The 24,462-nt window shown below is 71.1% G+C and carries 22 protein-coding genes and 1 riboswitch; of the genes, 10 read left to right on the top strand and 12 right to left on the bottom strand.

All coding sequences use genetic code 11. The features are described from left to right. Nucleotides 1–62: 62 nt before the first annotated feature. Complete coding sequence (locus C1J01_RS17060; protein WP_111179962.1) at nucleotides 63–1,805, top strand: AMP-dependent synthetase/ligase; 1,743 nt, start codon at nucleotides 63–65, stop codon at nucleotides 1,803–1,805. Between the two features lie 404 nt (nucleotides 1,806–2,209). Here the strand turns inward: C1J01_RS17060 and C1J01_RS17065 are convergent, their stop codons facing one another. After that, nucleotides 2,210–3,265 carry an aldo/keto reductase gene (locus C1J01_RS17065; protein WP_235854488.1) on the bottom strand — a complete coding sequence of 352 codons (1,056 nt, stop codon included), beginning with the start codon at nucleotides 3,263–3,265 and terminating at the stop codon, nucleotides 2,210–2,212. A 155-nt stretch (nucleotides 3,266–3,420) separates the two neighbouring features. Here C1J01_RS17065 and C1J01_RS17070 point away from each other — a divergent pair, with 155 nt between their 5' ends. Then, complete coding sequence (locus C1J01_RS17070) at nucleotides 3,421–4,083, top strand: TetR/AcrR family transcriptional regulator (protein WP_111179963.1); 663 nt, start codon at nucleotides 3,421–3,423, stop codon at nucleotides 4,081–4,083. Nucleotides 4,084–4,089: 6 nt separating this feature from the next. Here the strand turns inward: C1J01_RS17070 and C1J01_RS17075 are convergent, their stop codons facing one another. From C1J01_RS17075 to C1J01_RS17085, 3 genes are all read right to left on the bottom strand, one after another. Continuing rightward, complete coding sequence (locus C1J01_RS17075; RefSeq protein WP_146615630.1) at nucleotides 4,090–4,335, bottom strand: hypothetical protein; 246 nt, start codon at nucleotides 4,333–4,335, stop codon at nucleotides 4,090–4,092. A 103-nt stretch (nucleotides 4,336–4,438) separates the two neighbouring features. Next, complete coding sequence (locus tag C1J01_RS17080; protein WP_111179965.1) at nucleotides 4,439–7,093, bottom strand: tetratricopeptide repeat protein; 2,655 nt, start codon at nucleotides 7,091–7,093, stop codon at nucleotides 4,439–4,441. Between the two features lie 58 nt (nucleotides 7,094–7,151). Further along, nucleotides 7,152–7,925, bottom strand: a complete 774-nt coding sequence (locus C1J01_RS17085) for a DeoR/GlpR family DNA-binding transcription regulator (RefSeq protein ID WP_111179966.1) — start codon at nucleotides 7,923–7,925, stop codon at nucleotides 7,152–7,154. Between the two features lie 207 nt (nucleotides 7,926–8,132). Here C1J01_RS17085 and C1J01_RS17090 point away from each other — a divergent pair, with 207 nt between their 5' ends. Genes C1J01_RS17090 through C1J01_RS17100 form a run of 3 tightly spaced genes read left to right on the top strand, consistent with a single transcriptional unit; the run spans nucleotide 8,133 to nucleotide 11,172 of the window. Continuing rightward, nucleotides 8,133–9,410, top strand: coding sequence for an ABC transporter substrate-binding protein (locus C1J01_RS17090; protein WP_111179967.1), 1,278 nt, complete (start codon nucleotides 8,133–8,135; stop codon nucleotides 9,408–9,410). Continuing rightward, entirely contained in the window at nucleotides 9,410–10,282 is an 873-nt protein-coding gene (locus tag C1J01_RS17095) for a carbohydrate ABC transporter permease (RefSeq protein WP_111179968.1), read from the top strand. Before C1J01_RS17090 ends, C1J01_RS17095 begins: the two co-directional genes overlap by 1 nt. Further along, entirely contained in the window at nucleotides 10,279–11,172 is an 894-nt protein-coding gene (locus C1J01_RS17100; RefSeq protein ID WP_111179969.1) for a carbohydrate ABC transporter permease, read from the top strand. Before C1J01_RS17095 ends, C1J01_RS17100 begins: the two co-directional genes overlap by 4 nt. Here C1J01_RS17100 and C1J01_RS17105 read toward each other — a convergent pair. The 4 genes from C1J01_RS17105 to C1J01_RS17120 form a co-directional block, all read right to left on the bottom strand. Next, a complete protein-coding gene (locus tag C1J01_RS17105; protein ID WP_111179970.1) occupies nucleotides 11,169–12,254 on the bottom strand; it encodes a glycosyltransferase family 4 protein in 1,086 nt (361 codons plus the stop codon). The genes C1J01_RS17100 and C1J01_RS17105 overlap by 4 nt on opposite strands. Nucleotides 12,255–12,298: 44 nt before the next feature. After that, complete coding sequence (locus C1J01_RS17110) at nucleotides 12,299–13,585, bottom strand: M48 family metallopeptidase (RefSeq protein ID WP_235854489.1); 1,287 nt, start codon at nucleotides 13,583–13,585, stop codon at nucleotides 12,299–12,301. A 152-nt stretch (nucleotides 13,586–13,737) separates the two neighbouring features. Then, a complete protein-coding gene (locus C1J01_RS17115) occupies nucleotides 13,738–14,556 on the bottom strand; it encodes a gluzincin family metallopeptidase (RefSeq protein WP_111179972.1) in 819 nt (272 codons plus the stop codon). Nucleotides 14,557–14,640: 84 nt separating this feature from the next. Then, nucleotides 14,641–15,156 (bottom strand): C40 family peptidase, encoded by a 516-nt coding sequence (locus C1J01_RS17120; protein ID WP_235854490.1) that lies wholly within the window; start codon nucleotides 15,154–15,156, stop codon nucleotides 14,641–14,643. Between the two features lie 79 nt (nucleotides 15,157–15,235). After that, nucleotides 15,236–15,400, bottom strand: a riboswitch (cyclic di-AMP (ydaO/yuaA leader). Nucleotides 15,401–16,134: 734 nt separating this feature from the next. On the opposite strand from C1J01_RS17120, the gene C1J01_RS17130 reads away from it, so the two are divergent. Continuing rightward, a complete protein-coding gene (locus C1J01_RS17130) occupies nucleotides 16,135–16,914 on the top strand; it encodes an NAD(P)-binding domain-containing protein (protein ID WP_111179974.1) in 780 nt (259 codons plus the stop codon). A 252-nt stretch (nucleotides 16,915–17,166) separates the two neighbouring features. Here C1J01_RS17130 and C1J01_RS17135 read toward each other — a convergent pair whose 3' ends face one another. Beyond that, the gene (locus C1J01_RS17135) at nucleotides 17,167–18,126 is read right to left on the bottom strand and encodes a C40 family peptidase (RefSeq protein WP_111179975.1); all 960 of its coding nucleotides are present in this window, start codon (nucleotides 18,124–18,126) and stop codon (nucleotides 17,167–17,169) included. A gap of 98 nt (nucleotides 18,127–18,224) precedes the next feature. After that, nucleotides 18,225–19,547, bottom strand: coding sequence for an NYN domain-containing protein (locus C1J01_RS17140; RefSeq protein ID WP_111179976.1), 1,323 nt, complete (start codon nucleotides 19,545–19,547; stop codon nucleotides 18,225–18,227). 154 nt (nucleotides 19,548–19,701) lie between these two features. Between C1J01_RS17140 and C1J01_RS17145 the strand changes: the two genes are divergently transcribed. After that, nucleotides 19,702–20,763, top strand: coding sequence for a phosphotransferase family protein (locus C1J01_RS17145; RefSeq protein WP_111179977.1), 1,062 nt, complete (start codon nucleotides 19,702–19,704; stop codon nucleotides 20,761–20,763). 4 nt (nucleotides 20,764–20,767) lie between these two features. Here the strand turns inward: C1J01_RS17145 and C1J01_RS17150 are convergent, their stop codons facing one another. Next, nucleotides 20,768–21,433 carry a response regulator gene (locus C1J01_RS17150; protein WP_111179978.1) on the bottom strand — a complete coding sequence of 222 codons (666 nt, stop codon included), beginning with the start codon at nucleotides 21,431–21,433 and terminating at the stop codon, nucleotides 20,768–20,770. After that, nucleotides 21,430–22,650: a sensor histidine kinase gene (locus C1J01_RS17155; RefSeq protein WP_235854491.1), complete on the bottom strand. Its 1,221-nt coding sequence runs from the start codon at nucleotides 22,648–22,650 to the stop codon at nucleotides 21,430–21,432. The genes C1J01_RS17150 and C1J01_RS17155 overlap by 4 nt, the downstream gene beginning before the upstream one ends. Nucleotides 22,651–22,760: 110 nt before the next feature. On the opposite strand from C1J01_RS17155, the gene C1J01_RS17160 reads away from it, so the two are divergent. The 3 genes from C1J01_RS17160 to C1J01_RS17170 form a co-directional block, all read left to right on the top strand. Continuing rightward, entirely contained in the window at nucleotides 22,761–22,988 is a 228-nt protein-coding gene (locus tag C1J01_RS17160) for a hypothetical protein (RefSeq protein ID WP_146615631.1), read from the top strand. Beyond that, a complete protein-coding gene (locus C1J01_RS17165; protein ID WP_235854492.1) occupies nucleotides 22,985–23,476 on the top strand; it encodes a PH domain-containing protein in 492 nt (163 codons plus the stop codon). Before C1J01_RS17160 ends, C1J01_RS17165 begins: the two co-directional genes overlap by 4 nt. Beyond that, nucleotides 23,473–24,462 (top strand): PH domain-containing protein (locus C1J01_RS17170; RefSeq protein ID WP_146615632.1); only part of this gene is annotated, 990 nt, incomplete at its 3' end. The genes C1J01_RS17165 and C1J01_RS17170, both read left to right, overlap by 4 nt.

A 24,462-nucleotide genomic window follows, 5' to 3' on the forward strand; every position in this document is an offset into this window, starting at 1 on the left:
CCTACCCGTGCGTAACTTGGCGCGGTAACGTCCTGGCGGTCACGAAAGAGGAGAGTTCATCCGTGCGCGAGTACAGCGTCCCCATTCTGGTCGATGTGCCCGGCTCCGCCAGCCTGACCGACACCGTGTTCGAGCGGGCCGAGCGTGAGCCCGGAACCGTGGTCCTGCGGCGCAAGACCGACGCGGGCTGGCCGGCGGTCACCGCGGCCGAGTTCCGCGACCAGGTGGTCGAGCTGGCGCGGGGGCTGATCGCGGCGGGCGTCGAGCACGGCGACCGCGTCGCGCTGATGTCGCGCACCCGCTACGAGTGGACGCTCATCGACTACGCCGTCTGGTCCATCGGCGCGGTCACCGTGCCGATCTACGAGACCTCCTCGGCCGAGCAGGTCCGGTGGATCCTGGAGGACAGCGGGGCCAAGGCCGTGTTCGTCGAGCTGGACGGGCACGAGGAGGCCGTCAGGCAGGCGGCGCCCGGCCTCAAGCACGTCTGGCGGGTCGACCAGCCGCTGGAGACCGGCGAGGTCACCGCATCCGACGTCGGCGAGCGCAGGAAGCAGGTCGTCGCGGCCGACCTGGCCACGATCGTCTACACCTCCGGCACCACCGGGCGGCCCAAGGGCTGCCGGATCACCCACGACAACCTGCTGTTCACCGCGCTCAACACGCTGCGGGGGCCGCTGGAGCCGCTGTTCGCCGGCAAGAGCCCGTCCGCGCTGCTGTTCCTGCCGCTGGCGCACATCTTCGCCCGGATCATCCAGGTGGCCATCATCGAGGCGGGCGCGCTGCTCGCGCACACGCCCAACATGAAGAACGTCGCCCCCGACCTGCAGGACTTCCAGCCGACGTTCCTGCTGGGCGTGCCCCGCGTGTTCGAGAAGGTCTACAACGCCGCCGAGCAGAAGGCGATCGCGGGCGGCAAGGGCAAGATCTTCGCCCGCGCCGTGGACGTCGCGGTGGCCTGGAGCAAGGCGGAGAGCACCGGCGGGGCGGGCCTCGGCCTGCGCCTGCAGCGCGCCGTCTTCGACAGGCTGGTGTACGCCAAGCTGCGCGCCGCCACCGGCGGCCGGCTCTCGGCGGCGGTCTGCGGCGGCTCGGCGCTCGGCGACCGGCTCGGCCACTTCTTCCGCGGCGTCGGCATCGAGGTCTTCGAGGGCTACGGCCTCACCGAGACCACCGCTCCGTGCTCGGTCAACCTGCCGGGCGCCAACAAGATCGGCACGGTCGGCAAGCCGCTGCCCGGCGTCGCGCTGCGCATCGCCGACGACGGCGAGATCCTGGCCAAGGGCCGCAACGTCTTCCACGGGTACTGGAAGAACGACGAGGCCACCGGCGAGGTGATCGACGCCGAGGGCTGGTTCCACACGGGTGACGCCGGCGAGCTCGACGCCGACGGCTACCTGCGCATCACCGGGCGCAAGAAGGAGATCCTGGTGACGGCGGCGGGCAAGAACGTCGCGCCCGGCCCGCTGGAGGACGCGCTGCGCGCCCATCCGCTGATCTCCCAGGCGATGCTCGTGGGCGACGGCCGGCCGTACGTCGCCGCGCTCGTCACGCTCGACCCCGAGGCCCTGCCGCCGGGCGTCTCCGTGGCGGAGCTGCGCGCCGACCCGAAGACGCAGGCGGAGATCCAGGCGGCCGTGGACCGGGCGAACCTCATGGTGTCGAAGGCCGAGCAGATCAAGAAGTTCACGATCCTCGGCGCCGACCTCACCGAGGACAGCGGCCACCTGACGCCCACCCTCAAGGTGAAGCGCAACCTCGTGATGCGCGACTTCGCTAAAGAGATCGACGAACTGTACGCCTGAGGCGTTGGAAATCGTCGCCGCAATATAAGCGGATAATTCCGAATTCACCCGCCCATTGGCCGCCTGACCAGGGGAATCTCCATTCGATTCCGCCTTGCAGCCGCAGGCCGCGGAGTATTCTCGGGGCAAAGAAAACGGGGACCGGAGATCCTTACCATCCCCGGTCCCTTACCCCAAGGTAAGGGAGAATTCCCTGAGCATCGAGGAAGCGGGCATCGCGTTCGTCAGCTCGACGCGCTTGAGGGCAGCAACCAGTCCTTCCTGGAGACCCAGAAGTCGATGCTGGAGACCCAGACGGAGATGATGCGGATTCTGCTCGGCATTCAGCGCAGGCTCGACGTCAACTGGCTTTCCGGTGAAGGGCGGGTCCGCCGCGGACGAGGCGGGCCCGCCCTTCGCGTAAGTCAGCTGCTCGCATGTTCGCCCGCCTCCTCGTCCGCCGTGCGGGTACGGACGTCGAGCGTGCCGTACTGGCCGCCGCGCACCCGGGCGGGGTCGAAGAGGTTCGCCAGGTAGGCGACGTCGTCCGCGCTGAGCGGGACGCCGGTGGCGGCGACGTTCTGGCGCGCGTACACGGCCCGCTTCGTGCCGGGGATGGGGGCGATGTCGTACGGCTGCGCGAGCAGCCAGGCCAGGGCGATCTGCCCCGGAGTGTGGCCGCGCTGGTCGGCGAACGCCTTCAGCTCCTCCACCAGGCGCAGGTTCTCCGTGAAGTTCTCCCCCTGGAACTTGGGCAGGGTGGCGCGGAAGTCGTCGCCGGAGAACGCGGTGTCGCCGGTGAAGCGGCCGGCGAGCGCGGCGCGCCCCAGCGGGCTGTACGGGACGAAGGTGATGCCCAGCTCGCGGCAGGCGGGCAGGATCTCCTGCTCCACCTCCCGCGCCCAGAGCGAGTACTCGCTCTGCAGCGCCGACAGGGGCGCCACCGAGGCGGCCCGGCGCAGCACGTCCGGCCCGACCGCGCTGAGGCCGATCGCCCGCACCTTCCCCGCGGTGACCAGCTCGGCCATCGCGCCGACGGTGTCCTCGATCGGCACGGTGACGTCCAGGCGATGGGTGTAGTAGAGGTCGATGTGGTCGACGCCGAGGCGGCGCAGGCTGGCGTCGCAGGCCTGGGCCACGTACTCGGGGCGTCCGTCGACGGTCACCGAGCCGTCCGGGCCGAGCCGCGCGCCGAACTTCGTGGCCAGGACCACCTGGTCGCGCACGCCGCGCACGGCACGGCCGAGCAGCTTCTCGTTGTGACCGAACCCCTTCACGGACTGGCCGGTGGCCGCGCCGGCCGCGCCGTAGATGTCGGAGGTGTCGAAGAAGTCGATGCCGGCGTCGATGGCGGCGTGGATCGTGGCGACGGACTCCTCCTCGTCGGCGTCGCCGTAGAACTGCGACATCCCCATGCAGCCCAGGCCGATCGGCCGGATGGTGATGTCGGTGTGTCCGAGGGTGACACGGGCTTCCCTCACAGTGGTCCTCCTCCGGACTCTCGGGGCGCCGATGGCCGGGAGACGTCCTTCACTAAGTAGGTGTCCAGTGGACCGTTACAGGGCGACGTTAGCGGTCCATCGGACACTTAGCAAGTGGCCGGTGGACCGCTATCCTGGGGCCCCGAGGAGGTTCGATGGACGACGTGGAGGCGCCCGCCTTCCAGCGCGCCAGGCGCCCCGAGCACCGCGAGCTCCGCCGGCGGGAGATCCTGGACGCCGCGGAGGCGCTGCTGGCCGAGCTGCCGGTGGAGGAGATCAGTCTCCGGGAGCTCGGGCGCAGGCTGGGCGTGTCGAAGACCCATGTGGTGCGTTACTTCGAGAGCCGCGAGGGCGTCTTCCTGGAGCTCCTCGGCCGGTTGCGGCGGTCCTGGCTCGAGGCCCTGGCGAACGAGTGGCCGGCCCCGCCCTGCGAGGCCGACGACGTGATGCGGGCGTGGGCCGGCTCGCTCGCCGCCCGGCCCATGTTGTGCCAGCTGTGGAGCCTGCTGCCGACCGTCCTGGAACGGAACGTCTCCGCCGAGGCCGTACGCGCCTACAAACTCGCCGACCTGGAAGACCGCACCACGCTGGCGCGCCTGGTCAGCGACCGCGTGCCGGGTCTCGGCGCGGACGACGCCATGACGCTCACGCGGTACGCCGTCGTCGCGCTGGTGGGCCTGTGGCCGCTCAGCAACCCGACCCCGACCCTCGTGGAGGCCACGGCCGACCCCCGGCTCCGGGCCTCCCGGGTGGACTTCGCCACCATGTACGGCGAGATCCTGCAGACCACGCTCGCGGGCCTCCTCGCCCGCGCGTAGCGTCGTCTATCTGCCGCGCCTGGACCCTTCCGAGGCGAGAACCGCCGCGACCGCGTTCACCGGAACGGTCATACCGGTGCGCTTGAGTTCATCGCAAATCCGGTACGGCTCCCAGGCCGGATATTTCTTGGCCAGTTTCACGATGGCGTCGCGCTGGGCCTTGGAAAGCGCGGCGGCGTCGCCCTGACGGTGGGGCTCATCACTCTTGATCACATGGCGCACCGAAGAACCGGTGTCGTCGTCATATGTCATGCGCACTCCCGTGTCTCCATTGACCAAGGACAATTGAGGAGCCAGTGCACGGAAGTGTACGCAAGATACTGGTGTGAAAGTGGCACAAGCCACAGATTGCGCTTCAGAGTTCGGCGGGTCGCGTTTCCGTGTCGGAGAGTGCCTCGATCGCCGGCCGCAACCTCCCCGGCGGGCGCGCACAGCGGTCGAGGCGTTGCAGCATGAAACGCAGGCGCTCGACCAGCCCCGGCGTGGGAGGCGTCAGGCTGCGGGCCTTCCTGAACGCCGCGACGGCCTCGTCGAGATCGCCCTCGTCCAGCCGCAGACCGCAGAGGGCGAAGCCGAGGAAGTCCCACGCGGTGAAATCCCGGTCGTCCCGCGCGGTGGGATCGTCCGAGTCGAGCCGGAGCCGGCCCATGGCGTCCCCGTACAACTGGGCGAAGAGCTTCTTTGCCTTGACGACGTCGCGCTGCTCCCTCGCGACCAGCGCCAGCAGCGCGAGCACGACGAGCGAGCGGCCCCCGCGCCGGTAACGCGCGGCGCTGTCGATCTCGTACGCGGCCTCGTCGACCTTGTCGATCTTCAGGTAGGCCACGCACAGCGTGGTCCGCGCCTGTAACAGGATGACGGGGTCGCGGGTCCGCACCGCCTGCTCGACCGCCTTGTCCGCCATCTCGATGGCCCATCCGGGCTGTGTGGTCAGGTGCAGGTCGGCGCGGCCGTCCAGGCAGGCCGCCAGCAGCCAGGCGTCGTCGCGTTCGGCCTCCTCCCGCTCGGCTGCCTCCATGTACCGCCACGCCTCGGCGGTCCTGCCCAGCTCGGCGTGCCAGCGGGCCAGTTTGAGTGCGAGGTTGACGGTCCTGGACGAGGCGAAGTTCCTGGCCGGCTCGTCGGTGGGGAATTCCGGCGACTGCGCCAGGCCGAGCGCCTCCTGGGCGCACGCGATGGCCTGGGCGTACCGACCCCAGCGACGATGGCAGTTGGCGAGCCCCTCCAGCGCGCCCATGACGACCGGCAGGTCACCGAGCCGGAGCGCCGCGTCGCGGACGTAGGTGTGCTCGCAGTACGCCTCCTGGGTCCGGTTGAACTCCCAGTGCATCGCCGCCATGTTCGCGTGGATCCTGATGACGCTGTCGGCGTCCTCCAGCTCGTCGGCGTGGCGCAGGGCCCGGCCGTAGGCCAGGTTGGCCGCGTCGCGCTGCCCCCGCTGCGCGTAGATGTCGCCGAGCGCGGTGTCGTTGGCCATCTCCAGGCGGGTGACGCCGAGCTTGTCCCTGAGCTCCTCGCGCTGCGCGAGGAGCAGGAAGCCGCAGTTCCACTCGCGCAGCACGGCGTCGATCCGCTCGACCAGCTCGTGGGCCGAACGGTGGAGCCCCGCCCGCATCAGCGCCGCCAGCTCGGCGAAGTGCACTCTCAGGTCGTCGACGCTGCGCGGGTTCTGGTGCCTCAGCCCGGTCAGCGCGTTGGCGGCGCGGTGCAGCAGGTCCGGCCATCTCTCGCCGCTGGTCGGGTCCTCCACCGCGATGTCCTCCGACAGCCAGTCGGGGCCGGATCGCGGCAGGTAGTAACGGCCGTTCGACGTGCTGCGGACGAGGTGACGGTCGGCCAGAGCCCCCAGCGCGTTGCCGATCGCGGCGAGGTCGTGCTCCTCGGCCAGGATGGCGACGGCCGCGGCGTCGACCGGGGTGGCGTACGCGGCGAGGGCTTCCAGGACGGTGCGCTGTACCGGGCCGAGCCCGCGCAGCAGGGTGCGGGTGAGGAACTGCGGCACGTCCTTGGCCGGCATCAGCGACAGGTGCTCGGCCAGCGTCCTCGCGTCGAATCCGCTGTCGGTCATGAGGACGGCGTGCACCAGCTCGGCCAGCCGCAGGTTGCCCTGCAGTTTCCAGGACAGGACCTGCAGGGTGGCCTTGGGGAGGCTCGCCAGGCCCAGCGCGCCGTTGCGGTCGAGCCCGCGGAGGAAGTCGAAGAAGAACCGCTCGGGCAGTTGCTCCACCCATACCCGCCGCGCCGTCGACGGCCACGTGTGCCCTTGGGGAGAGCCCGGCTCCACCTGGGTGACGAGCACCACCGAGACCCGGTGACGCGGCCTGGTGGCGATCACCTCGAACGCCTCGTCCAGGTCGATGTCGACGCACTGGTCGCGGTTGCGGTTCACCAGGTTCTCGGCGCAGTCGACGAGGACGACCACGGGTCTGTCATCGAGAGCCTCGAGGGCCACCTCGAGGCGGGCGAGCGACGACTCACCGTGCCGGCGGGCGATCGGGGACGCGCCGTCGCCCTCGATCGCGTCGATCAGCGTCTTGACGTCCAGCCGTACGTCGGGGGTTGCCTCGTGGCGGTGGACCCGTAGCTCCGGCCGCTCCAGCTCCAGCTCGTCCAGCACGGTGTTGACGAGCTTGGACTTCCCGACACCGGAGGTGCCGCCGACGACGACGATGCCCCACGGCCCCTCCAGGAGCCGGCGGTGCAGGTCGTCGGTCTCCTTCTCGCGGTCCAGCAGCCGGGCTTCCGAGCGGTGACGGTCGGGCGCGGGCGGCGGAGGATCCTCCGGCTTCCGGTCGGAGCGCAGCGCCAGGACGCCGAAGAGGATGGTGGCGGGAAGGCCGAGCACGCCGGTGATCCAGCCGATGCGTTCGACCCAGTCCCAGGGATCTTCGGGACGGTCCCCGGCCAGCGCCTGCCACCAGCCCCAACGGGCGCCTCCGGCGACGATGCTCGCGATGAGGACGATCGTGATCGTGCCGTACGCCGCCCGCCGCCAGCCGGTTCTCTCCACGCTGTCATCTATACGTCGAGGGGAGGAACCGGAAAAGAGAGATGTTCGTCCACACCGGTCAGGTCGTGGGACCGGTGATGATGAGGTGGCCGACGCGGCAGGCGAGGGCGTCCCTGGCCGGTGGCGGCAGCCCTGAGTCGGAGACGAGGACGTCCGCCTCCGTGAGGGCCGCGATCGTGCAGATGCCGACCGTGCCCCACTTGGTGTGGTCGGCGGGCACCACCAGCCGGTCGGCGGCCTCCACCAGGGCGCGGTCGGTCTCGGCCTCCATCATGTTGGGGGTCGTGAAGCCGGCCCTGAGCGTCATGCCGTGCACCCCGAGGAACAGCACGTCCACGTTGAGGCGGCGGATGGCGGCCACCGCGACCGGGCCGACCAGCGCGTCGGAGGGCGTGCGTACGCCGCCGACCAGCACGACCGTCTGGTCGGGGCGGCCGGTGTGCCGGAAGACGTCGGCGACGCGCACCGAGTTCGTCACGACGGTCAGCGCGGGGACGGCGGCCAGGTGGTGGGCGAGCGTCCAGGTCGTGGTGCCGGCCGACAGGCCGACCGTGGCGCCGGGCCGGACGAGGGCGGCGGCGCGGCGCGCGATGGCCTGCTTCTCCCGTTCCTGGCGGACGCACTTGACCGCGAAGCCCGGCTCGTCGGTGGAGCCGACGACGGTGGCGCCGCCGCGTACCTTGGCCACCAGGCCGCGCCGGGCCAGCACCGCGAGGTCGCGGCGGATGGTGAGGTCGGAGACGCCGAACGCGCGCACCAGCTCGACCACGCGTACGCCGCCGTTCTGCCGGACGAGCTCCAGAATCGCCTGTTGACGCTGAGGGGCGAGCATCGCATCACCAGATCCCGACAGGTTCCGACACGGTCCCAAAGGGCTCAAAGTGGATTTCTTTTCGCATCATGACACGGCGGTGCGACCAATGCTCTGCACGATTCGTCATGAAATCGTGCGTTGACAGTTGGAAATGTTCGCTTTTCGATGAATGGAAGTGAGCGAACTCGGGGGAACGTGAAGGGTCCGGCAAGGAGGAGCCCCACCATGGACCAACGTCTGCCGATCTCCCGCCGTCATCTCCTGCTCGGTGCCGCCGCCACGTTCGGCGTCCCCGCCGTCCTCGCCGGATGCGGCTCCGACAGCCCCGCGCCCGGGCCGGGCGGCAACCTGGGCACGGTCACCATCGGCTCCAACGCCTCCGACGAGATCCCGAAGCGGACCCTCGAGACCGTGGTCAAGGGCTTCACCCAGGCCACCACGCGGATCAACACGGTCGACCACAACACGTTCCAGGAGAACATCAACCGCTACCTGAGGGGCACGCCCGAGGACGTCTTCACCTGGTTCGCGGGCTACCGCATGCAGTTCTTCGCCGAGCAGGGGCTGGCCGTCGACATCTCCGACGTCTGGCAGGAGATCGGCGCCGACTACACGCAGGCGTTCAAGGACCAGTCGACCGGCGTGGACGGAAAGCAGTACTTCGTGCCGTTCAGCTACTACCCGTGGGCGGTCTTCTACCGCAAGAGCCTGTGGGAGGAGAACGGCTACGAGGTCCCGGCCACGCTGGACGAGCTCACCGCCCTGGCCAGGAGGATGCAGGGCGACGACATCATCCCGATCGCGTTCGCCGACAAGGACGGCTGGCCGGCGATGGGCACGTTCGACATCCTGAACATGCGGCTGAACGGCTACGACTTCCACATCTCGCTCATGCAGGGCAAGCAGTCGTGGACCGACCCGAAGGTCAGGCAGGTGTTCGACACCTGGCGCGGGCTGATGGAGTTCCACCAGCCGGCGGCGCTGGGGCGTACGTGGCAGGAGGCCGCGCAGTCGCTGGCGCAGAAGCAGACCGGGATGTACGTGCTCGGGATGTTCGTCGCCCAGCAGTTCCCGGAGGCCGACCGCGACGATCTCGACTTCTTCACCTTCCCCGAGATCAACCCGGCGTACGGGACGGACTCCATCGACGCCCCCATCGACGGCTACATGATCTCCGCCAAGGCCAGGAACGTGGAGGGCGCCAAGGCACTGCTCAAGCACTTCGCCCAGGCCTCGTCGCAGAACGTCGCCACCGAGCTGGACCCGGGCACCCTGGCCGCCAGCTCCAAGGCCGACACCTCCGGCTACAGCGCCCTGCAGAAGCGCGGCGCCGAGCTGGTGTCGCAGGCGACGCACATCGCGCAGTTCCTCGACCGCGACACCCGCCCCGACTTCGCCTCCACCGTGATGATCCCGTCACTGCAGTCGTTCGTCAGCGAACCGGACGAGATCGAATCATTGCTGGCGAGCATCGAGCAGCAGAAGGCCAACATCTTCCGCTGATGGCCGCCAAGACCCGTCGCTACTCCGCCCGCGACATGGCCGTCCTGGTCATCGGGCTGGGGGTGGCCATCGTCGTCAACGTGGGCGTCATCTGGGGGCCCGCGCTGGCCTCCATCGGGTTGTCCGGCACCGACTGGAGCGGCATCGGGCCCATCGAGTGGGTGGGCGGCCAGAACTACCACGACCTGGCCGCCGAGTACCCGCCGTTCTGGTCGGCCGTCCGCAACAACGTGCTCTGGCTGGGCTTCCTGGCGCTGGTCGCGACGCCGTTCGGGCTGTTCTGCGCGGTGCTGCTGGACCGGCGGCTGCGGATGTCGCGGTTCTACCAGAGCGCGCTCTACATGCCGGTCGTGTTGTCGCTGGCCGTGGTCGGCTTCATCGCGCAGCTCGTCTACTCCTCCGACTACGGCGTGCTCAACTCGGTGACCGGGCTGAGCGTGGACTGGCTGGGCGACAGCTCGATCAACATCTGGGTGGTGATGGTGGCCGCCGCCTGGCGGCACGTCGGCTACGTCATGGTGATCTACCTGGCCGGGCTGAAGGCGGTGGACCCGGCGCTGAAGGAGGCGGCGGCCATCGACGGCGCCAGTGAGCGGCAGGCGTTCTTCCGCGTGGTGTTCCCGACGTTGCGGCCGGTCAACGTGATCGTGCTGGTCATCACGGTGATCGAGGCGCTGCGGGCGTTCGACATCGTGTACGCGATCAACCGCGGCAGGAACGGGCTGGAGCTGCTGTCGGTGCTCGTCACCGAGAACATCGTGGGCGAGGCGAGCAGGATCGGGTTCGGCTCGGCGATCGCGGTGATCCTGCTGGCGATCTCGGTGGGGTTCATCGCCACGTACCTGTCTCAGATGTTCCGGGAGGAGCGATGACCGTCACCGCCTCCGCTCCCCCGCCCTCGTCGCGGCGGGTCCGGCCGCTGCGCGTCCTGCTGCACGTCTTCCTCACGCTGGTGGCGCTCGGGTGGCTGCTGCCGCTCGCCCTGGCCGTGTACGCCTCGCTGCGGCCGTACGACGAGACCGCGCGCCTCGGCTACTTCTCGCTGCCCGAGCGGCTCACGCTCGACTACTACACGCAGGCGTGGAGCCAGGCCGAGCTGCCGCGCTACTACCTCAACACGCTGATCATCGTCATCCCCGGCGTGGTGCTGACGCTGCTGCTGGCGTCGTTCACGGCGTTCGCGATCGCGCGGCTGCGCATCCCGGGCCGCAGGACGCTGCTGATCGTCTTCACCGCGGGCAACCTGCTGCCGCCCCAGGTGCTCATCACGCCGCTCTACACCGTCTACACGATGGTCCCGCTGCCCGCGTGGTTGTCGGACTCGATGTCGTTGTACGACTCCTACCTCGGGCTCATCCTCGTCCACGTGGCGTTCCAGTTCGGCTTCTGCGTGTTCGTCATGGCGAACTTCATGCGCACGATCCCCGAGGAGATCAACGAGGCGGCGCTGGTGGACGGCGCGGGGGTGTGGAAACGCTACTGGCGGCTGACCATGCCGCTGTGCCGGCCGGTGCTGGCGGCGCTGGGAACGCTGCAGTTCACCTGGATGTACAACGACTTCCTGTGGGCGCTCGTGCTGATGTCGTCGGGCGACAAGCTGCCCGTCACCTCGGCACTGAACAACCTGCGCGGCCAGTTCTTCACCGACTACAACCTGCTGGCCGCCGGCTCGATGCTGGTGGCGCTGCCGACGCTGATCGTCTTCCAGCTGCTGCACAAGCAGTTCGTCGCCGGGCTCACGCTCGGCTCCACGAAGGGTTAAAGGAGGGCGTGGAAGCGGGCGGCGACGCGGTCCCACGCCCACTCTTCGGCGATCCACTCACGGCCGGCCGCGCCCATCTTGCGGGCCTTCGCGGGGTCGGTGAGCAGCTCCACGACGGCCTGGGCGATCTGGTCCACGTCCTCGCCGTCGACCACGAGCCCGGTCTCGCCGGGCCGAACCGCGTCGGGCGCGCCACCGGACGCGCCCGCAACCACCGGCAGCCCGGACGCGGACGCCTCCAGGAACACGATCCCGAGCCCCTCCACGTCCACCCCCCGCCACCGGGTACGGCACGGCATCGCGAACACGTCGGCCGCCGCGTAGTGGCCCGGCAGCGCGGCGGCGGGGACGGTGCCGGTGAACCTGATCGACTCCCGCCCGCCGGCCAGCCGCTCCAGGCTCCCCCGGTACGGGCCGCCGCCCACGAGCAGCAGCACGGCGTCCGGCACCGAGCGCAGCACCCGCGGCCAGGCCCGGATGAGGTGGTCCTGGCCCTTGCGGGGCACCAGGCGCGAGACGCACACCACCACGGGCCGGCCGTCCAGGCCCAGCTCGGCCTTGGCGGCGCCGGGGTGGAACTGCCCGACGTCCACGCCGGGCGCGAGGCGGACGAGCTTGGCGGGCGGGATCACCGCGGCCAGGCGCGCACGGGTGTACTCCCCGAGGTAGGTCACCACGTCGGCGTGCCCGCCGATCCGGCGCAGCACCGCGCGGAACCCGGGGGCGCTCGCCCACGACGCCTCGTGGCCGTGGGTGAGCATCACCACGCGACGGGCGCCCGCCCGGCGCAGCCGCGGCGCGAGCAGGCCGAGCGGCGCCGCCGCGCCGAACACCACGGTCCCGGCGCGGTGCTCGGCCACCAGCCCGGCCGCCGTACGGGCGACGGCCGGGGTGGGCAGCATGAGCCGCGTCGGATGCCGCACGATCCGGTACGGCTGGCGCCGGTCGAACTCCGCGCAGCCCGGCCAGGCGGGCGCGTAGACGGCCACGCCGGGCGTGCGCAGCGCGAGCCCGTGCACGAACGACTGGATGCCGCCGGGGCGGGGCGGGAAGTCGTTCGTGACGATCAACACGTTCGGCACGACCCCTGACAGTGACTCTGTCGCGGGCTCTGGGACGCGCTCGGTCACGGCACCGGGGCGCCGTTCAGCTTCGCCCAGGCGCGGGCCATCGCGATGCGTTCCGGGCTGGACGGATGGGAGGCATAGAGCAGATATTCCATCGCATCCGGCGACAAATCCGAAATGTTGGTGACGGCCAGGCGTCTTTGCATGGCGACGAACGTGGCCGGGTCGCGGGTCAGGTCGAGCGCGTGCACGTCGGCCCTGGCCTCGATGTGGCGGCTGATCAGGTTCTGGGCGGGGCTCATGAGCAGCGTGCCGAGGGTCATCAGCCCCATGACGACGCCCACCGCCCGGGGGTCGGCGATCGAGGTGACGCCGGCGCGCCGCCGCAGGGCGCCGAAGACGAGGTACAGCAGGATCGCGCCGAGCGCCGAGCCGAGGCCGCCGATCAGCGTGCCGTGCAGCACGTCGTCCTCCTTGGCGTGGCCCAGCTCGTGGGCGACGACGAGCTCCACCTCGGGCTGCGGGGCGCGCAGCAGCGTGTCGTAGACGACGATCCTGCGGGTGGCGCCGAAGCCGGAGACGTACGCGTTGAGCGCCGTCGTCCGGCGGGAGGCGTCGGCCACCAGGACGTCCTCGACGGGCACGCCGTCGCGCTCGGCCATGGCCATGAGGTTCGTCCGCAGCGGGCCCTGCCGCATGGAGGTGAAGTCGTTGAACAGCGGCTCGAACACCACCGGGTACACGAACGACGCGGCCACCGTCAGCGCGAACGCGCCCGCCGCGGCCGGGATCCACCACCGCCGCACCTTGCGGGCCAGCGCCACGAGCGCGACCAGCATCAGGGAGGTCAGGAACACCTCCACGGCGAGGTTCTTCAGCCGGTCGGCCGTCCAGCTGCCCCAGTCCTGGACGGACAGGCCGTAGTCGCGCAGCAGCGTCTCGGACCAGACGCCCAGGGGCCAGCGGAGCAGCTCGACGATCGCGGTGAGCACGACGACGCCCAGGATCACGCGCAGCCACCAGGGGCCCTTCAGCCGGTCCAGCACCCGGGCGCCGAACGGGGTGGCGACGAGGACGCCGGCGAAGACGAGCGTGATCGCCAGCGACAGGTAGCTCGGCAGGCTCATGGCCGCGTCGAACACCTGCGCCCTGGCGATCTGGGCGGCGGTGAAGTCGCGGGCCGGATCGGGCGGCCCGCCGGTCAGCACCTGCCAGGGCGTGGTGAGGACCGCCGCGGCCACGGTCGCGAGGCCGAGCAGGACCAGCGCCACGGCCGCCTGGCGTCTCGAACGCCCGTCGTACGGATCCGGGCCGCCGGCCCGCCGGTCGTCCGCCGCCACGGACACCTCCCCACCCTCTCGCGACGCCCCCTGGGCGGGTCCTTCCCGATCCGGGCCGCTTGCACCAGATCCCCCTTGACCCCTGCTGGAGGCTTTCTCCGGTTCCGCGGCGTCCAAGGCGCCGTCACCGTCCTGTCGGTCGCTCATCTGCCTCCCCTTCATACGAGCAGGTCCCGTACGTACGCGCGCCACCGTTCCGCCAGTGTGGCGACGGAGAGACCCACCGCGGCGAGCGCCTCCTCGACGCCGCCCGCGCGGGCCTCACGGTAGAGCCTCACCAGGGTGGCCTCACCGAACCTGTCGGCGAGGAAGCGACACGCCAGCCACGCCTCCTGGTACGCCCGCGCGAGCCGGCCGGGGTCACGCCCGTCGGCGGCGAATGCCGCAGGTCCGGGCAAAGCGCTCGGGAGGCGTCCGGCGCGGACCTCGGCCGCCAGTTCGGCGGCGGCCGTCGCCACGGGGAGCCCGGCGTCGCGGTAGCCGACGTAGTCGGCGAATCCCTCTCGGAGCCAGGGCGGCACGCCGTCCGTGCCGGCGACGACGTGGGTGAGTTCGTGGGCGAGGACGACGTCCTTGCCGATCGGGTTGAGGGTGGCGAACGCGTCCGGCACGACGATCACGCGCCCGCCGTCGGCGACCGCCGCGAGTCCGTCGAGGCGGGCCGCTCCGGCCAGCGCGGCGGCCTCGCGGGCGGAGGCCGGCACGACCACCAGGGGGCGTACGGGCCTGCCGAGCACCGCCGAGACGCGCAGCGCCGCCGTGTCGGCCCTGCGGGCCACCTCGGCCAGCACGGCGGGGTCGGTGCGGTGGCCGGCGACGGTGGAGCGGCTGCCGCGGGTCATGACCGCGCCGTCCGGCCACAGGCCGCGCAGCCCGGGGGGAACGATCGGGGCGTCGGCGGCCGGGGCGCCGCCGGACGCGAAGGCGAGGAGCAGCAGGCCCGTCACCGCGGCCCGCCGGCTCACCTGCTCGGACATGATGCCCGATGGTAATGCCCCTGGACGCGCAAGAGCCCCGCCCGGTCCGGGGAGGGGGACTCCCAGAAGCCGGGCGGGGCTTCCTCACAGGCCGGGACGGACCGCGCCGACGAACGACGACTTGCGCCATCCGCCCAGCTTGTCGATGCGTACCCGTTCGCCTGTCCGAGGCGAGTGGATCATCTTGCCCTTGCCGACGTACATGCCCACGTGGCCGAGCCCGTTGAAGAACATCAGATCTCCGGGCTTCAAATTGCGCCACGAGATTTTCGTCCTGACGCGGGCGAACTGGCTGTTCGTCACGCGCGGGAGCTTCACGCCGGCCTTTTTCCAGGCGTACTGGACGAGACCGGAGCAGTCGAACGAACCAGGCCCTGTGCCGCCGTACCGATACGGGTCACCGATCTGGTTCTTCGCCGCGGCCACGGCCCTGTGGGCCTTGGCCTGCTGCCGGGCCATCCTGGCCGCCTTGCGGGCGGCCGTGGCCGACTTCGCGGTACGGGCGGTCTTCGCCGCCTGCGCCGCGGAGTCCGCCGATTCACTCGTCGCCGTCTCCGCCTGGGCCGCCGGGGCATGGAGGACCAGACCTCCGGCCGCCACGGACACCGTGAGCGCAACGCCACTCAGGACGAGACGGGACAGGCGGGGGTTCTGCAGGGTTGTAGACAGGATTTCTCCTTGGGTCTTCCACGAACGCCTACCGGGTTAGCTGACGGATTCGGGCCTGGAAGATCGCCCTACGGCGTGATGGCACGCCGATTCACCCCTGATCCCTAGGGGACGTGGGATCGCTGGTTCCCCGGCTCCGTGCCTCCTGGCTGCACGGATTCGGCAGGCCGCCGCCCGATCTTCGGTGATGGGGATACCGGGGGCGACCGGCGGAGGGTTCATCTCTCACATCGGGAGGGACCGATGTGGTTTCGCGGCGACATGGCTTGTCCGCCGTGACGACGCCAGAAGCTACTTCGCAGGTCAAAAATCGGCAAAGGGTCAGTCAGCTTGTAAAGATCACTGAAAAGGGTCAGTCAGATACGAAACCCCTGCTGGAGCCCCAGGCACCGTTACCTAAAAGTGACCCTTCTCACACTTATGAACGAGACCTTTTGTCAGGTACCAATTGTCACTTCAGTCACATCTGTCACAGGACCTCCACCCGGTACGTCCATCGCTCGGCGCGGGTTGTGGAACGGTCCAAAACCGCGGGCCTCAGCGGGTCGTCTGCCGAGCGGCTCGGTGGCGGATCCCGGCGAGTAGCGTGTCGAGGACGCGGTCGAACTCCGCCTCGGACCCCGAGTCGCCCAGCAGGGGCGCGAGCGCGGCCGGGCCCGCCCCGCCGCGACCGTGATGTTCGCCTCGGCACGAGCGTCGGCCTGTCCGGGCTGCTCACCGAGGACACCTCCGACACCGGCCTGCCGCCGACGCTGGGCTGGGCCGGAATGGCCCCCTGCCTGGCAGCGCTCCTGGCGGTCGCGCTGCTGTGGAGCAGACCGCGGCACGGCCTCGACTGACACCGACTCGGCTGACACCGGCTCGACGCCACAGACTTGGATCAAGACGGGTCATAACGCGACAAGCGGCATGGAGGCAGACATAGTGCAGCGCATCGGCATCATCGGAGTGGGCGAGATTGGCCGGGCCATCGTGATGGGCCTGTGCGACGGGGGCGACAAGCCGCCAGAGGTCTTCCTCTCCCCCAGGGGCGCCCGCACGGCCGCGGAGCTGTCCGAGCGCTACGAGGGCGTGCGGGTGTGCGCCGGCAACCAGGAGGTCGTGGACCGCTCCGAGGTGGTGATCATCGCCGTACGCCGCCAGGACCGGCACGACGCACTCGCCGGCTTGCGGGTGGACGCCGACCAGGTGGTGGTCAACGTGATGGCCGGCGTCGGCAACGACGACCTGCGCCGGACACTGGCCACCGACGCCCCGCTGATCCGGGCCATCCCCTTGCCCGCCGTTCGCGAACGCCGCTCGGTCACGGTGACGTACCCGTCGCATCCGGTGGTGGACGCTCTCTTCGAAGACCTGGGCGGGGTGCTCTCCGCCGAGGACGAGGCGGCCTTCAACGTCTTCTCGGCGCTGACGGGGACGCTGACCACCCACTACGCGTACCTCGCCACGCTCACGTCGTGGGCCGCCGGCCACGGCATCGCCTCCGACGACGCGGACGCCTACGTTCGCGGCCTCTTCCAGGGGGTCGGCCGCTCCCTGAGCGACGAGACCCGTTCCCTGGACCGGCTCGCGGCCGACCACGAGACGCCGAACGGGAGCAACGAACGCATCCGCACCACCTGGTTCACCCCGGCCAACTCCGCGGCCCTCGGCAAGGCCCTCGACGACCTCCTCGCCCGTCTGAAGTAGGCGCGCGTCACGGCGGCGCGCCGGTGAGGCGGAGGAGCGTCTCCCTGGAGGGCCCTCAGCGCGGCAACGGCGGGTGGGGCCCACTTGGCGCAGCCGTAAAGGAAGGAAGACGGACAAGGCCGGAAAGACACCCCGGCGCCGGGGCGACGACGGCGAACAGCACCCACTCGGCGCAGCCACCCAACCAGAAGGGCCCGCACCAGGAAAGAGCAGAAAGACACCGCGGCGCCGGGTGGCGACGGTGGGTGGGGGTTACGGGCGGACGGCGCCGACGAGGTTGCGGCCGTAGTCGGAGAGGTTGACGACCTTGACGACGTCGCCCGTCTGCGGCGCGTGGACGATCTTCCCGTTGCCCGCGTAGATGCTGACGTGCCCCAGCCCCTCGCTGAAGATGAGATCCCCGGGCTGGAGGTCGTCCAGGGAGACCCGCCGGTTGGCGCCCCACGACCACTGCTGCCACGTCGTACGCGGCAGCGACACCCCCGCCGCGGCCCACGCCGCCTGGGTCAGCCCTGAGCAGTCGTAACCGCCCGGCCCCGTCCCGCCGTAGACGTACGGCTTGCCCACCTGCGCGTACGCGAACCGCAGCACCGCCGCCGCGCTCCCCGACGCCGGGCCGGTGTACTTGATGCCGGTGCTGTTGGGGTTGCCGGGGTTGTAGGCGCCGAGCCGATCGAGGAGTTTCTTCTGCTCCTTGATCAGCTTGAGGATCTCCGCGCGCTCCTTCTCGACCGCGTCCCGCTCCTTGTCGGCCGCCTCGAGGGCGTCCTCCGCCTTGTCACGCTCGATCTTCAGCCCGCGGTTCTCCCGGTCGAACGCCGCCAGCTTCTGCGCCCGCTCCTGAGCCAGCTGCCCGGCCACCGCGAGGCCGTTCAGCGCCGCGTCGGGGTTGTCGGTGCCGACCAGGCCCGGCCAGGACGTGACGTCGGTGCCGAGCTTGTAGCTGTCGACGGCCATGCCGACCACCTGGGTGCGCAGGTCGGCGACCGTCTCGAGCTTGCGCTTGTAGCTCGTGTTCAGCTTGGTGTAGCCGGACTTGGCCTTCTTGTAACGCTCGTTGGCGGTGTTGAACCGGTCGACGACCTTGTCGGCGCGGTCGTTGAGCTTCTCGAGCTTGGCCTTGGCCTGACTGAGTGTGGGCCGGGGATCGGCGATGGCCGCTCCCATCGGGGTCAGCACCAGCCCGAACGCGAGACCCGCGGCAACCGGCACCCGGCCAAACCTCACTGTTTCGCCTCCCAGGGATTACATCTGGGGCGAATCGTACAGAAGTGGCACGTGGGGCTCAGCCGAACGTACCAATTCGTAATTTAGGCGCGGCCGAGCCGGCGCAGCAGCAAACCCGACGGAACGGGTCTGGCTCCCATGCGCCGGACCGACTCGGCCACCTCGCGGTCGGACGACACCACGGCGATGGCCCTGCCGGGCGGCTCGGCGCGGACGAGCTGGCGGATGAGGTCGTCGGCGGTCTCCCCCGGCGCGCTGAACAGCACCCGCACCCCGCGCGGCGCCACCACCTGGACGGGGGCGTTGAGCTCGGCGCCGTCGAAGACGGCCGTGACCTCGATCCGGGTCTGCGCCACCAGCCCGCCGAGCGAGGTCATCAGCCGGTTGCGCTGGTCGGCGAGGGTGAGCGTGCCGTAGCCGGTCTTGGTGACGTTGTAGCCGTCGATGATCAGGTGCACCTGGGGCAGCGCCAGGAGCTGGTCGAGCAGTTGCGGGTCGTCGTCGGCGAGCGCCCGGGCCGGGACCCCGCGCACGCCGGGACGTTCGCCGGTGACCGCGGCGACGGAGTCGGCGGGCCGGCTGATCGTCGTGGGCAGGGCCAGCTCGCGGCGGAGCCCGGCCGAGGCGTCCTGAAGGGCGTCGAGCAGCACGCGGATACGGGCGTCCTCGATGGACCTGCCCTCGCGCGCGGCCCGGCGCGAGGCCTCGAGCTGCCGCTCCACGTCGGCCAGCCGCTCGCGCAGGCGGCGCAGCTCCGACTCGCCGGCGCTGCCCGCGACCGAGGCGGCCGACCTGGCCTCCTCCGCCGCCTGCTCCATCTCCTCGGCCCGGCGCACGGCGACCTTGGCGCGCTCGCGGGCCTCGTGCAGCTTGCGGCGCAGCTCGGAGTTCTCCGTGCGAGCCACCTTGAGCTGCTCGCGCAGCCGGTCGGACTCCTCCTTGGCGGCGCTCTTCTGGGCGGCGAGCTGCTCACGCAGCCGGCTGACGGCCTCCTCGCGCTCGGAGCCCTCGGCGGCCACGGCCGACCGCTCCAGGTCGGTCCGGGCCATCTCGATCATCTCGGCCCAGCCCGGCGGCCGGGTGAGGTAGGCGGCCGCGGCCACGAGCACGGGGTCGGCGGCGGGCGGCACGTTGCCCTCCGCCAGCGACGCGACCAGCTCGGGCCAGCCGGACTCCACCGACTCGGCGACCAGCTCGCGGAACTTCTTGTCGTTCTCCAGCTGCGCCGCGATCGGCGCGCTGCCCAGTTTGGCGCGCTTGCGGGGGTCGAACTTGGCGATGCCGCGCAGGGGCGGCGGTATGAGGGTCGCGGGCATCGTGCCGAGAACCTGGGAGGCCAGGTCGACGACATTGAGCCGGACCGGCTCGGGCAGCGGGCGAGCCAGGCCTTCACCCGCTGAACTCATCCCACTTGTCCCTTCGTGACATGCCCTTTCAGACAAGGGTACGGCTGTTGCGTACCTGACCGTAACGGTCACTCCTGTCTGGACAAGCGCTTGATCGCTTTCCTTCGCCGATGTACGACTGTCGAAGGACGGATGTCCAGCCGGGAGACACGAAGTGACAGAACAGATGCGCACCTCCACCCGCGACCTGGATGAACTGCGCGGGCGCACCGCCGCGTGGCTCCGCGCCCAGGTGGGCGGCCATGCCGTGGTGTCCGAGATGTCCAGGCCGTCGGGGAACGGGCTGTCCAGCGAGACCCTCTTCTTCACCGCCGCCTGGGGCGGGCGGGAAACCCGCTGCGTGGCCAGGCTCGCCCCCGCGCCGGAAGCCGTCCCCATGTTCCCCTCGTACGACCTGCGGGCGCAGTTCGAGATCATGCGGCTGGCCCGGGAAAAAGCTGGGATCCCAGCACCGCGGGCTCTCTGGTTCGAGCCCGACCCGGGGCCGCTCGGCACGCCGTTCATCGTCATGGAGTGCGTGGACGGCGACGTGCCGCCGGACATGGCGCCGTACACGATGGGGGGCTGGCTGCACGACGCCTCCCCCGAGGACCGGCGGCGGCTGCAGGACGCGAGCGTGGAGATCGTGGCGGCGCTGCACGAGACGGCGTTCGCGCGGCCGGAACTGGCCCTGTTCGGGCCCACCGGGCTGCGGGCGCACGTCGAGGCGCAGCGCGCCTACTACGCCTGGGCGCACGGCGACCTGCGGGTGCCGGTGCTGGAGCGGGCCTTCGACTGGCTGGCGGCGCACTGGCCGGACGACCCCGGGCCCGACGTGCTCACCTGGGGCGACGCCCGGATCGGCAACATCATGTTCCGCGACTTCACCCCGGTCGCGGTGCTGGACTGGGAGATGGCCGCCGTGGGGCCGCGCGAGCTGGACCTGTCCTGGATGATCTTCATGCACCGGTTCTTCCAGGACTTCGCCGTCGCCATGGGCCTTCCTGGCATGCCCGACTTCATGCAATGCGACGCCGTTTGCGCGAAATATCGCGATTTAACAGGATACGAGCCGCGAGACATGGACTTTTACGAAATGTACGCCGCCCTCCGGCACGGCGTCATCATGGCCAGGCTGTGGCGGCGCAGGATCCACTTCGGCGAGCAGCCCATGCCGGCCGACCCCGACGACCTCGTGCTGCACCGTGCCGCCCTGGAGGAGCTGCTCGCCCGCTGACGGCTCAGGAGGCGGCGTCGTAGACGAGCAGCGCCACCTGCACCCGGTTGTTCAGGTCGAGCTTGGTGAGGATCCGGGAGACGTGCGCCTTGACCGTGGGCACGCTCATGAACAGCTCCTGCCCGATCTCGGCGTTCGACCTGCCCCGGCCCACGGCCAGCGCGACCTCCCGCTCGCGCTCGCTGAGCCGCGAGAGCAGCCTGCGCGCGCGCTGGGCGCGATCGTCGGCCCCGCCGTCGGACACGTGCGCGATGAGCTGCCGCGTCACCGCGGGCGACAGGATCGGCTCGCCCCCCGCCACCCTCCTGATGGCCTGCACCAGGTCGCCCGGCGCGATGTCCTTCAGCAGGAAGCCCGCCGCCCCGGCGCGCAGCGCCCGCAGCACCTGCGCGTCGGCGTGGAACGTGGTCAGCACCACCACCTCGGGCGGCGCGGAGGCGCGGCGCAGGGTCTCGGTGGCGGTCAGCCCGTCGATGCCGGGCATGCGGATGTCCATCAGCACCACGTCGGGCCGGTGCGCGCTCACCAGCGGCGGCACCTCGGCCCCGTCACCGGCCTCGGCCACGATCTCGATGTCGGCCACGGCCCCGAGGATCATCGACAGCCCGGCGCGCACCATCGCGTCGTCGTCCACGATCAGCACCCTGATCCGGTCCTCTGGGGTCGTCATGCGTCGTCCTCCCCGCTCGTCTGCGCCGGCCACGGCAGCCAGGCGCGTACCACGAAGTCTCCGTCGGGACCGGGGCCGTGCTCCAGCCGCCCGCCCGCCAGCTCTGCGCGTTCCGTCAGCCCGATGAGCCCGGCGCCGGCCCCCGGGAGGCGCGCGCCGTGGCGGACGCCCAGCGGGTTGCGCACCTCCGCCGACAGCCCGTCGCCGGGCCCGCCCGTGATGGAGACGGTCACCGGCGCGCCGCCGGCGTGCTTGCGCGCGTTGGTGAGCGCCTCCTGCACGATGCGGTAGACGTTGCGGCCCAGGCTCTCGGGGGCGCCGCCGGCCCGCAGGCCGAGGCGTACGTCCATGCCGGCCTGCCGGCACTCCTCGACGAGCGCGGGCACGTCGGCGAGCGTCGGCTGCGGCCGGTCGGGCACCGGATCGCCGCCGTCGGGGCCCGCGTGGCGCAGCACGCCGATGACCTCGCGCAGATCCTGCAGCGCCAGATGGGCGTTGGTCCTGATGGCCCCGGCCGCCCTGGCGATGTCCTCCGGCGGCGCGTCAGGCCGGAACTCCAGGGCGCCGGCATGCAGGCTCAACATCGAGATGCGGTGCGCCAGCACGTCGTGCATCTCCCTGGCGATGCGCTCGCGTTCGAGTCGTTTGGCCTCCTCGGCGGCGCTGTCGGCGCGCTGCCGCAGCGACCAGACGAGCTGCCGCCTGGCCCGGATCACGATGCCCCACGCGAACGCCAGCAGCACCAACGTCACGCCGAGCGCCAGCGCCCACGTGCGCTCCTCGTCGGTCGGGGCCCGCAGCATGACGTACGGGGCCAGCGTGAAGAGGTTGAGCAGCGTCACCGGCCCCGAGATCTTGAACGGCCGGTGCACCGCGACCGTGAACATCGCCACCAGCGTGGCCCCGCCCACCGCGTCCAGGTACGACGAGAGCGCCCCGACGACCAGCGCCAGCCCGACCGGCCAGCGCCGCCGCAGCCACACCGCCACGCACGCCAGCGCACCCACCACCTGCTCCACCGCGAGCAGCGGCTCGGGCGCCTGCGATTCCGCCAGCGTCAGCAACGTGATGCCGCAGGCCACGAGGAACATGGCGATGTCGACGATCCAGTCGCGCGTGGAGCGCCGCACGGGACGGGTCTCCAGCCCGTCGCCGAGCAGCACGGACGGCAGCGCCCACCGGTATTCCTGGCCGCCGCCCGCCCGCAGTTCCGTCACATCCACCGAGGTTAGGCCCACCCGAGGGTGCCGCGACAGCGACCAAAGTAGGTCCCGGGCGATACCAGGGGCCGACGCGGGCGGCCGGGCGGGGCGGCCAGGCTCGGCGCATGCAAGCGGTTGTGACGGCGTTCGGCTGGCTGCTGCTCCTGCAAGGAGCGGGCGGGCTGCTGAACACGCTGTTCGGATGGTGGCGGTGGGCGCACGACCTGCTCGTGGTCAACCACCTGCCGTTCTTGAAGGGATACGAGGTGTTCGCAGCCATCGTGATCGGCGTGCTGGGGTTCGTCCTGCTCGCCATGGCGGAGTCGGCGAAGAAGGCGGAGGAGGGGGCTTGAGCGCGACCATGCTGCGCCCGCCGCGCAACCAGGCCGATCCGCGGGCGGTCCCGTGGTGGACGGTGCAGTGGCTGATCCTCATGGTGCCGGTGGCCGGCGCCGCGGTGGCGGCGTACTGCATCCTCACGGACCGGCCGCTCTGGCTGGGCGTGGTCGTCGCGGTCTTCGCGGCGGGATGCCTGGCACTGGCGCTGGTGGCGCCGCGGGCGGCGTACCGGGTCGAGCGGTGGGAGGTCACCGACCAGGCGGTCTACACGCGCAAGGGGTGGATGACGCACACCTGGCAGGTGGCGCCGATGTCGCGCATCCAGCGGGTCGACACCGCGCGGGGGCCGGTGCAGCGGCTGTTCGGGCTGGCGGACGTCACGGTGACCACGGCCTCTTCCGCGGGGGCGGTGAAGATCGAGGCCCTGGACCACGAGCTCGCCGCCGAGCTGGCCGAACGCCTCACCGCGATCACCCAGGCCACGCCGGGGGACGCCACATGAGCACGTTCGCGGGCGAACGCGCGGCGGAGGGGGACCGCGGATGGCGGCGGCTGGCGCGGCGGAGCCTGTGGGCGTCCGCGGTCAAGTCACTGGTGATCGTCGTGGGCGCCAGTGCCGGTCTCGTCCGGTTCCTCACCCAACGGGACTGGACGTTCGCCGGCATCGCGGCCGCGTGCGCCGGGGCGGCGGTGCTGATCGTGGCCGCCGTGGTGGCGTACGACGCGGCGCGGCTGCGCGCGTCCCGCTGGCGGCTCACCCCCGAGCGCCTGGAGCTGCTGTCGGGCGTCACCACCCGACGCCACCGCTCGATCCCGCGTGAGCGGGTACGCAGCGTGGACCTGCGCGCCGACCCGGTGAACCGGATGTTCGGGCTGATCGTCGTCAAGGTGGGCACCGGTGAGCACGCGGGCGACGACGCCGAGCTGGCCCTCGACCCGCTGACCAGGCACGAGGCCGAGGCGCTGCGCCGTACGCTGCTGCGCCAGGAGGAGGACGCCCCGGAGCGGGGGCCGCTGGCGGAGCTGCGCTGGTCGTGGCTGTGGTACGCGCCGCTGTCGGTGTGGACGTTCACGGGCGCGGCGGTGGTGCTCGGGGCGATGTACAAGGTGTTCACGTCGTTCGGCGCCAAGAGCCTGGCCACCCGCGCGGCGACCGCGCTGTGGGAGTGGATCGCCGCGCAGCCGCTGCTCGCCGTGCCGCTGCTGCTCGTGGCGAACACGGCGGTGGGCGTGCTGGGCGCGGTGCTGCTGTGCGCGGAGTCCTGGGGCCGCTACCGCCTGGACCGCGAGCCGGGACGGCTACGGCTGCGCCGCGGCCTGCTCACCACGCGTTCGCTGACGCTGGAGGAGCGCCGCCTGCGCGGGGTCGAGCTCGGCGAGCCGCTGCTGCTCCGGCTGGGCGGCGCGGCCCGGGTCAGGGCGATCGCGACGGGCCTGGGCAAGGCCGCCGACGGCGAAACCGAGGACGTCGCCGCCCTGTCTCTTATA

It is taken from the genome of Nonomuraea aridisoli (assembly GCF_003236395.1).
In the GTDB taxonomy this organism is placed as follows: domain Bacteria; phylum Actinomycetota; class Actinomycetes; order Streptosporangiales; family Streptosporangiaceae; genus Nonomuraea; species Nonomuraea aridisoli.

Bases quoted from the DNA above. Each gene is read 5' to 3' on its own strand.
- C1J01_RS17070 (WP_111179963.1), top strand. From the start codon at position 3,421: ATGGACGACGTGGAGGCGCCCGCCTTCCAGCGCGCCAGGCGCCCCGAG.
- C1J01_RS17075 (WP_146615630.1), bottom strand. From the start codon at position 4,335: ATGACATATGACGACGACACCGGTTCTTCGGTGCGCCATGTGATCAAG.
- C1J01_RS17085 (WP_111179966.1), bottom strand. From the start codon at position 7,925: ATGCTCGCCCCTCAGCGTCAACAGGCGATTCTGGAGCTCGTCCGGCAG.
- C1J01_RS17090 (WP_111179967.1), top strand. From the start codon at position 8,133: ATGGACCAACGTCTGCCGATCTCCCGCCGTCATCTCCTGCTCGGTGCC.
- C1J01_RS17095 (WP_111179968.1), top strand. From the start codon at position 9,410: ATGGCCGCCAAGACCCGTCGCTACTCCGCCCGCGACATGGCCGTCCTG.
- C1J01_RS17100 (WP_111179969.1), top strand. From the start codon at position 10,279: ATGACCGTCACCGCCTCCGCTCCCCCGCCCTCGTCGCGGCGGGTCCGG.
- C1J01_RS17115 (WP_111179972.1), bottom strand. From the start codon at position 14,556: ATGTCCGAGCAGGTGAGCCGGCGGGCCGCGGTGACGGGCCTGCTGCTC.
- C1J01_RS17130 (WP_111179974.1), top strand. From the start codon at position 16,135: ATGGAGGCAGACATAGTGCAGCGCATCGGCATCATCGGAGTGGGCGAG.
- C1J01_RS17140 (WP_111179976.1), bottom strand. From the start codon at position 19,547: ATGAGTTCAGCGGGTGAAGGCCTGGCTCGCCCGCTGCCCGAGCCGGTC.
- C1J01_RS17150 (WP_111179978.1), bottom strand. From the start codon at position 21,433: ATGACGACCCCAGAGGACCGGATCAGGGTGCTGATCGTGGACGACGAC.
- C1J01_RS17160 (WP_146615631.1), top strand. From the start codon at position 22,761: ATGCAAGCGGTTGTGACGGCGTTCGGCTGGCTGCTGCTCCTGCAAGGA.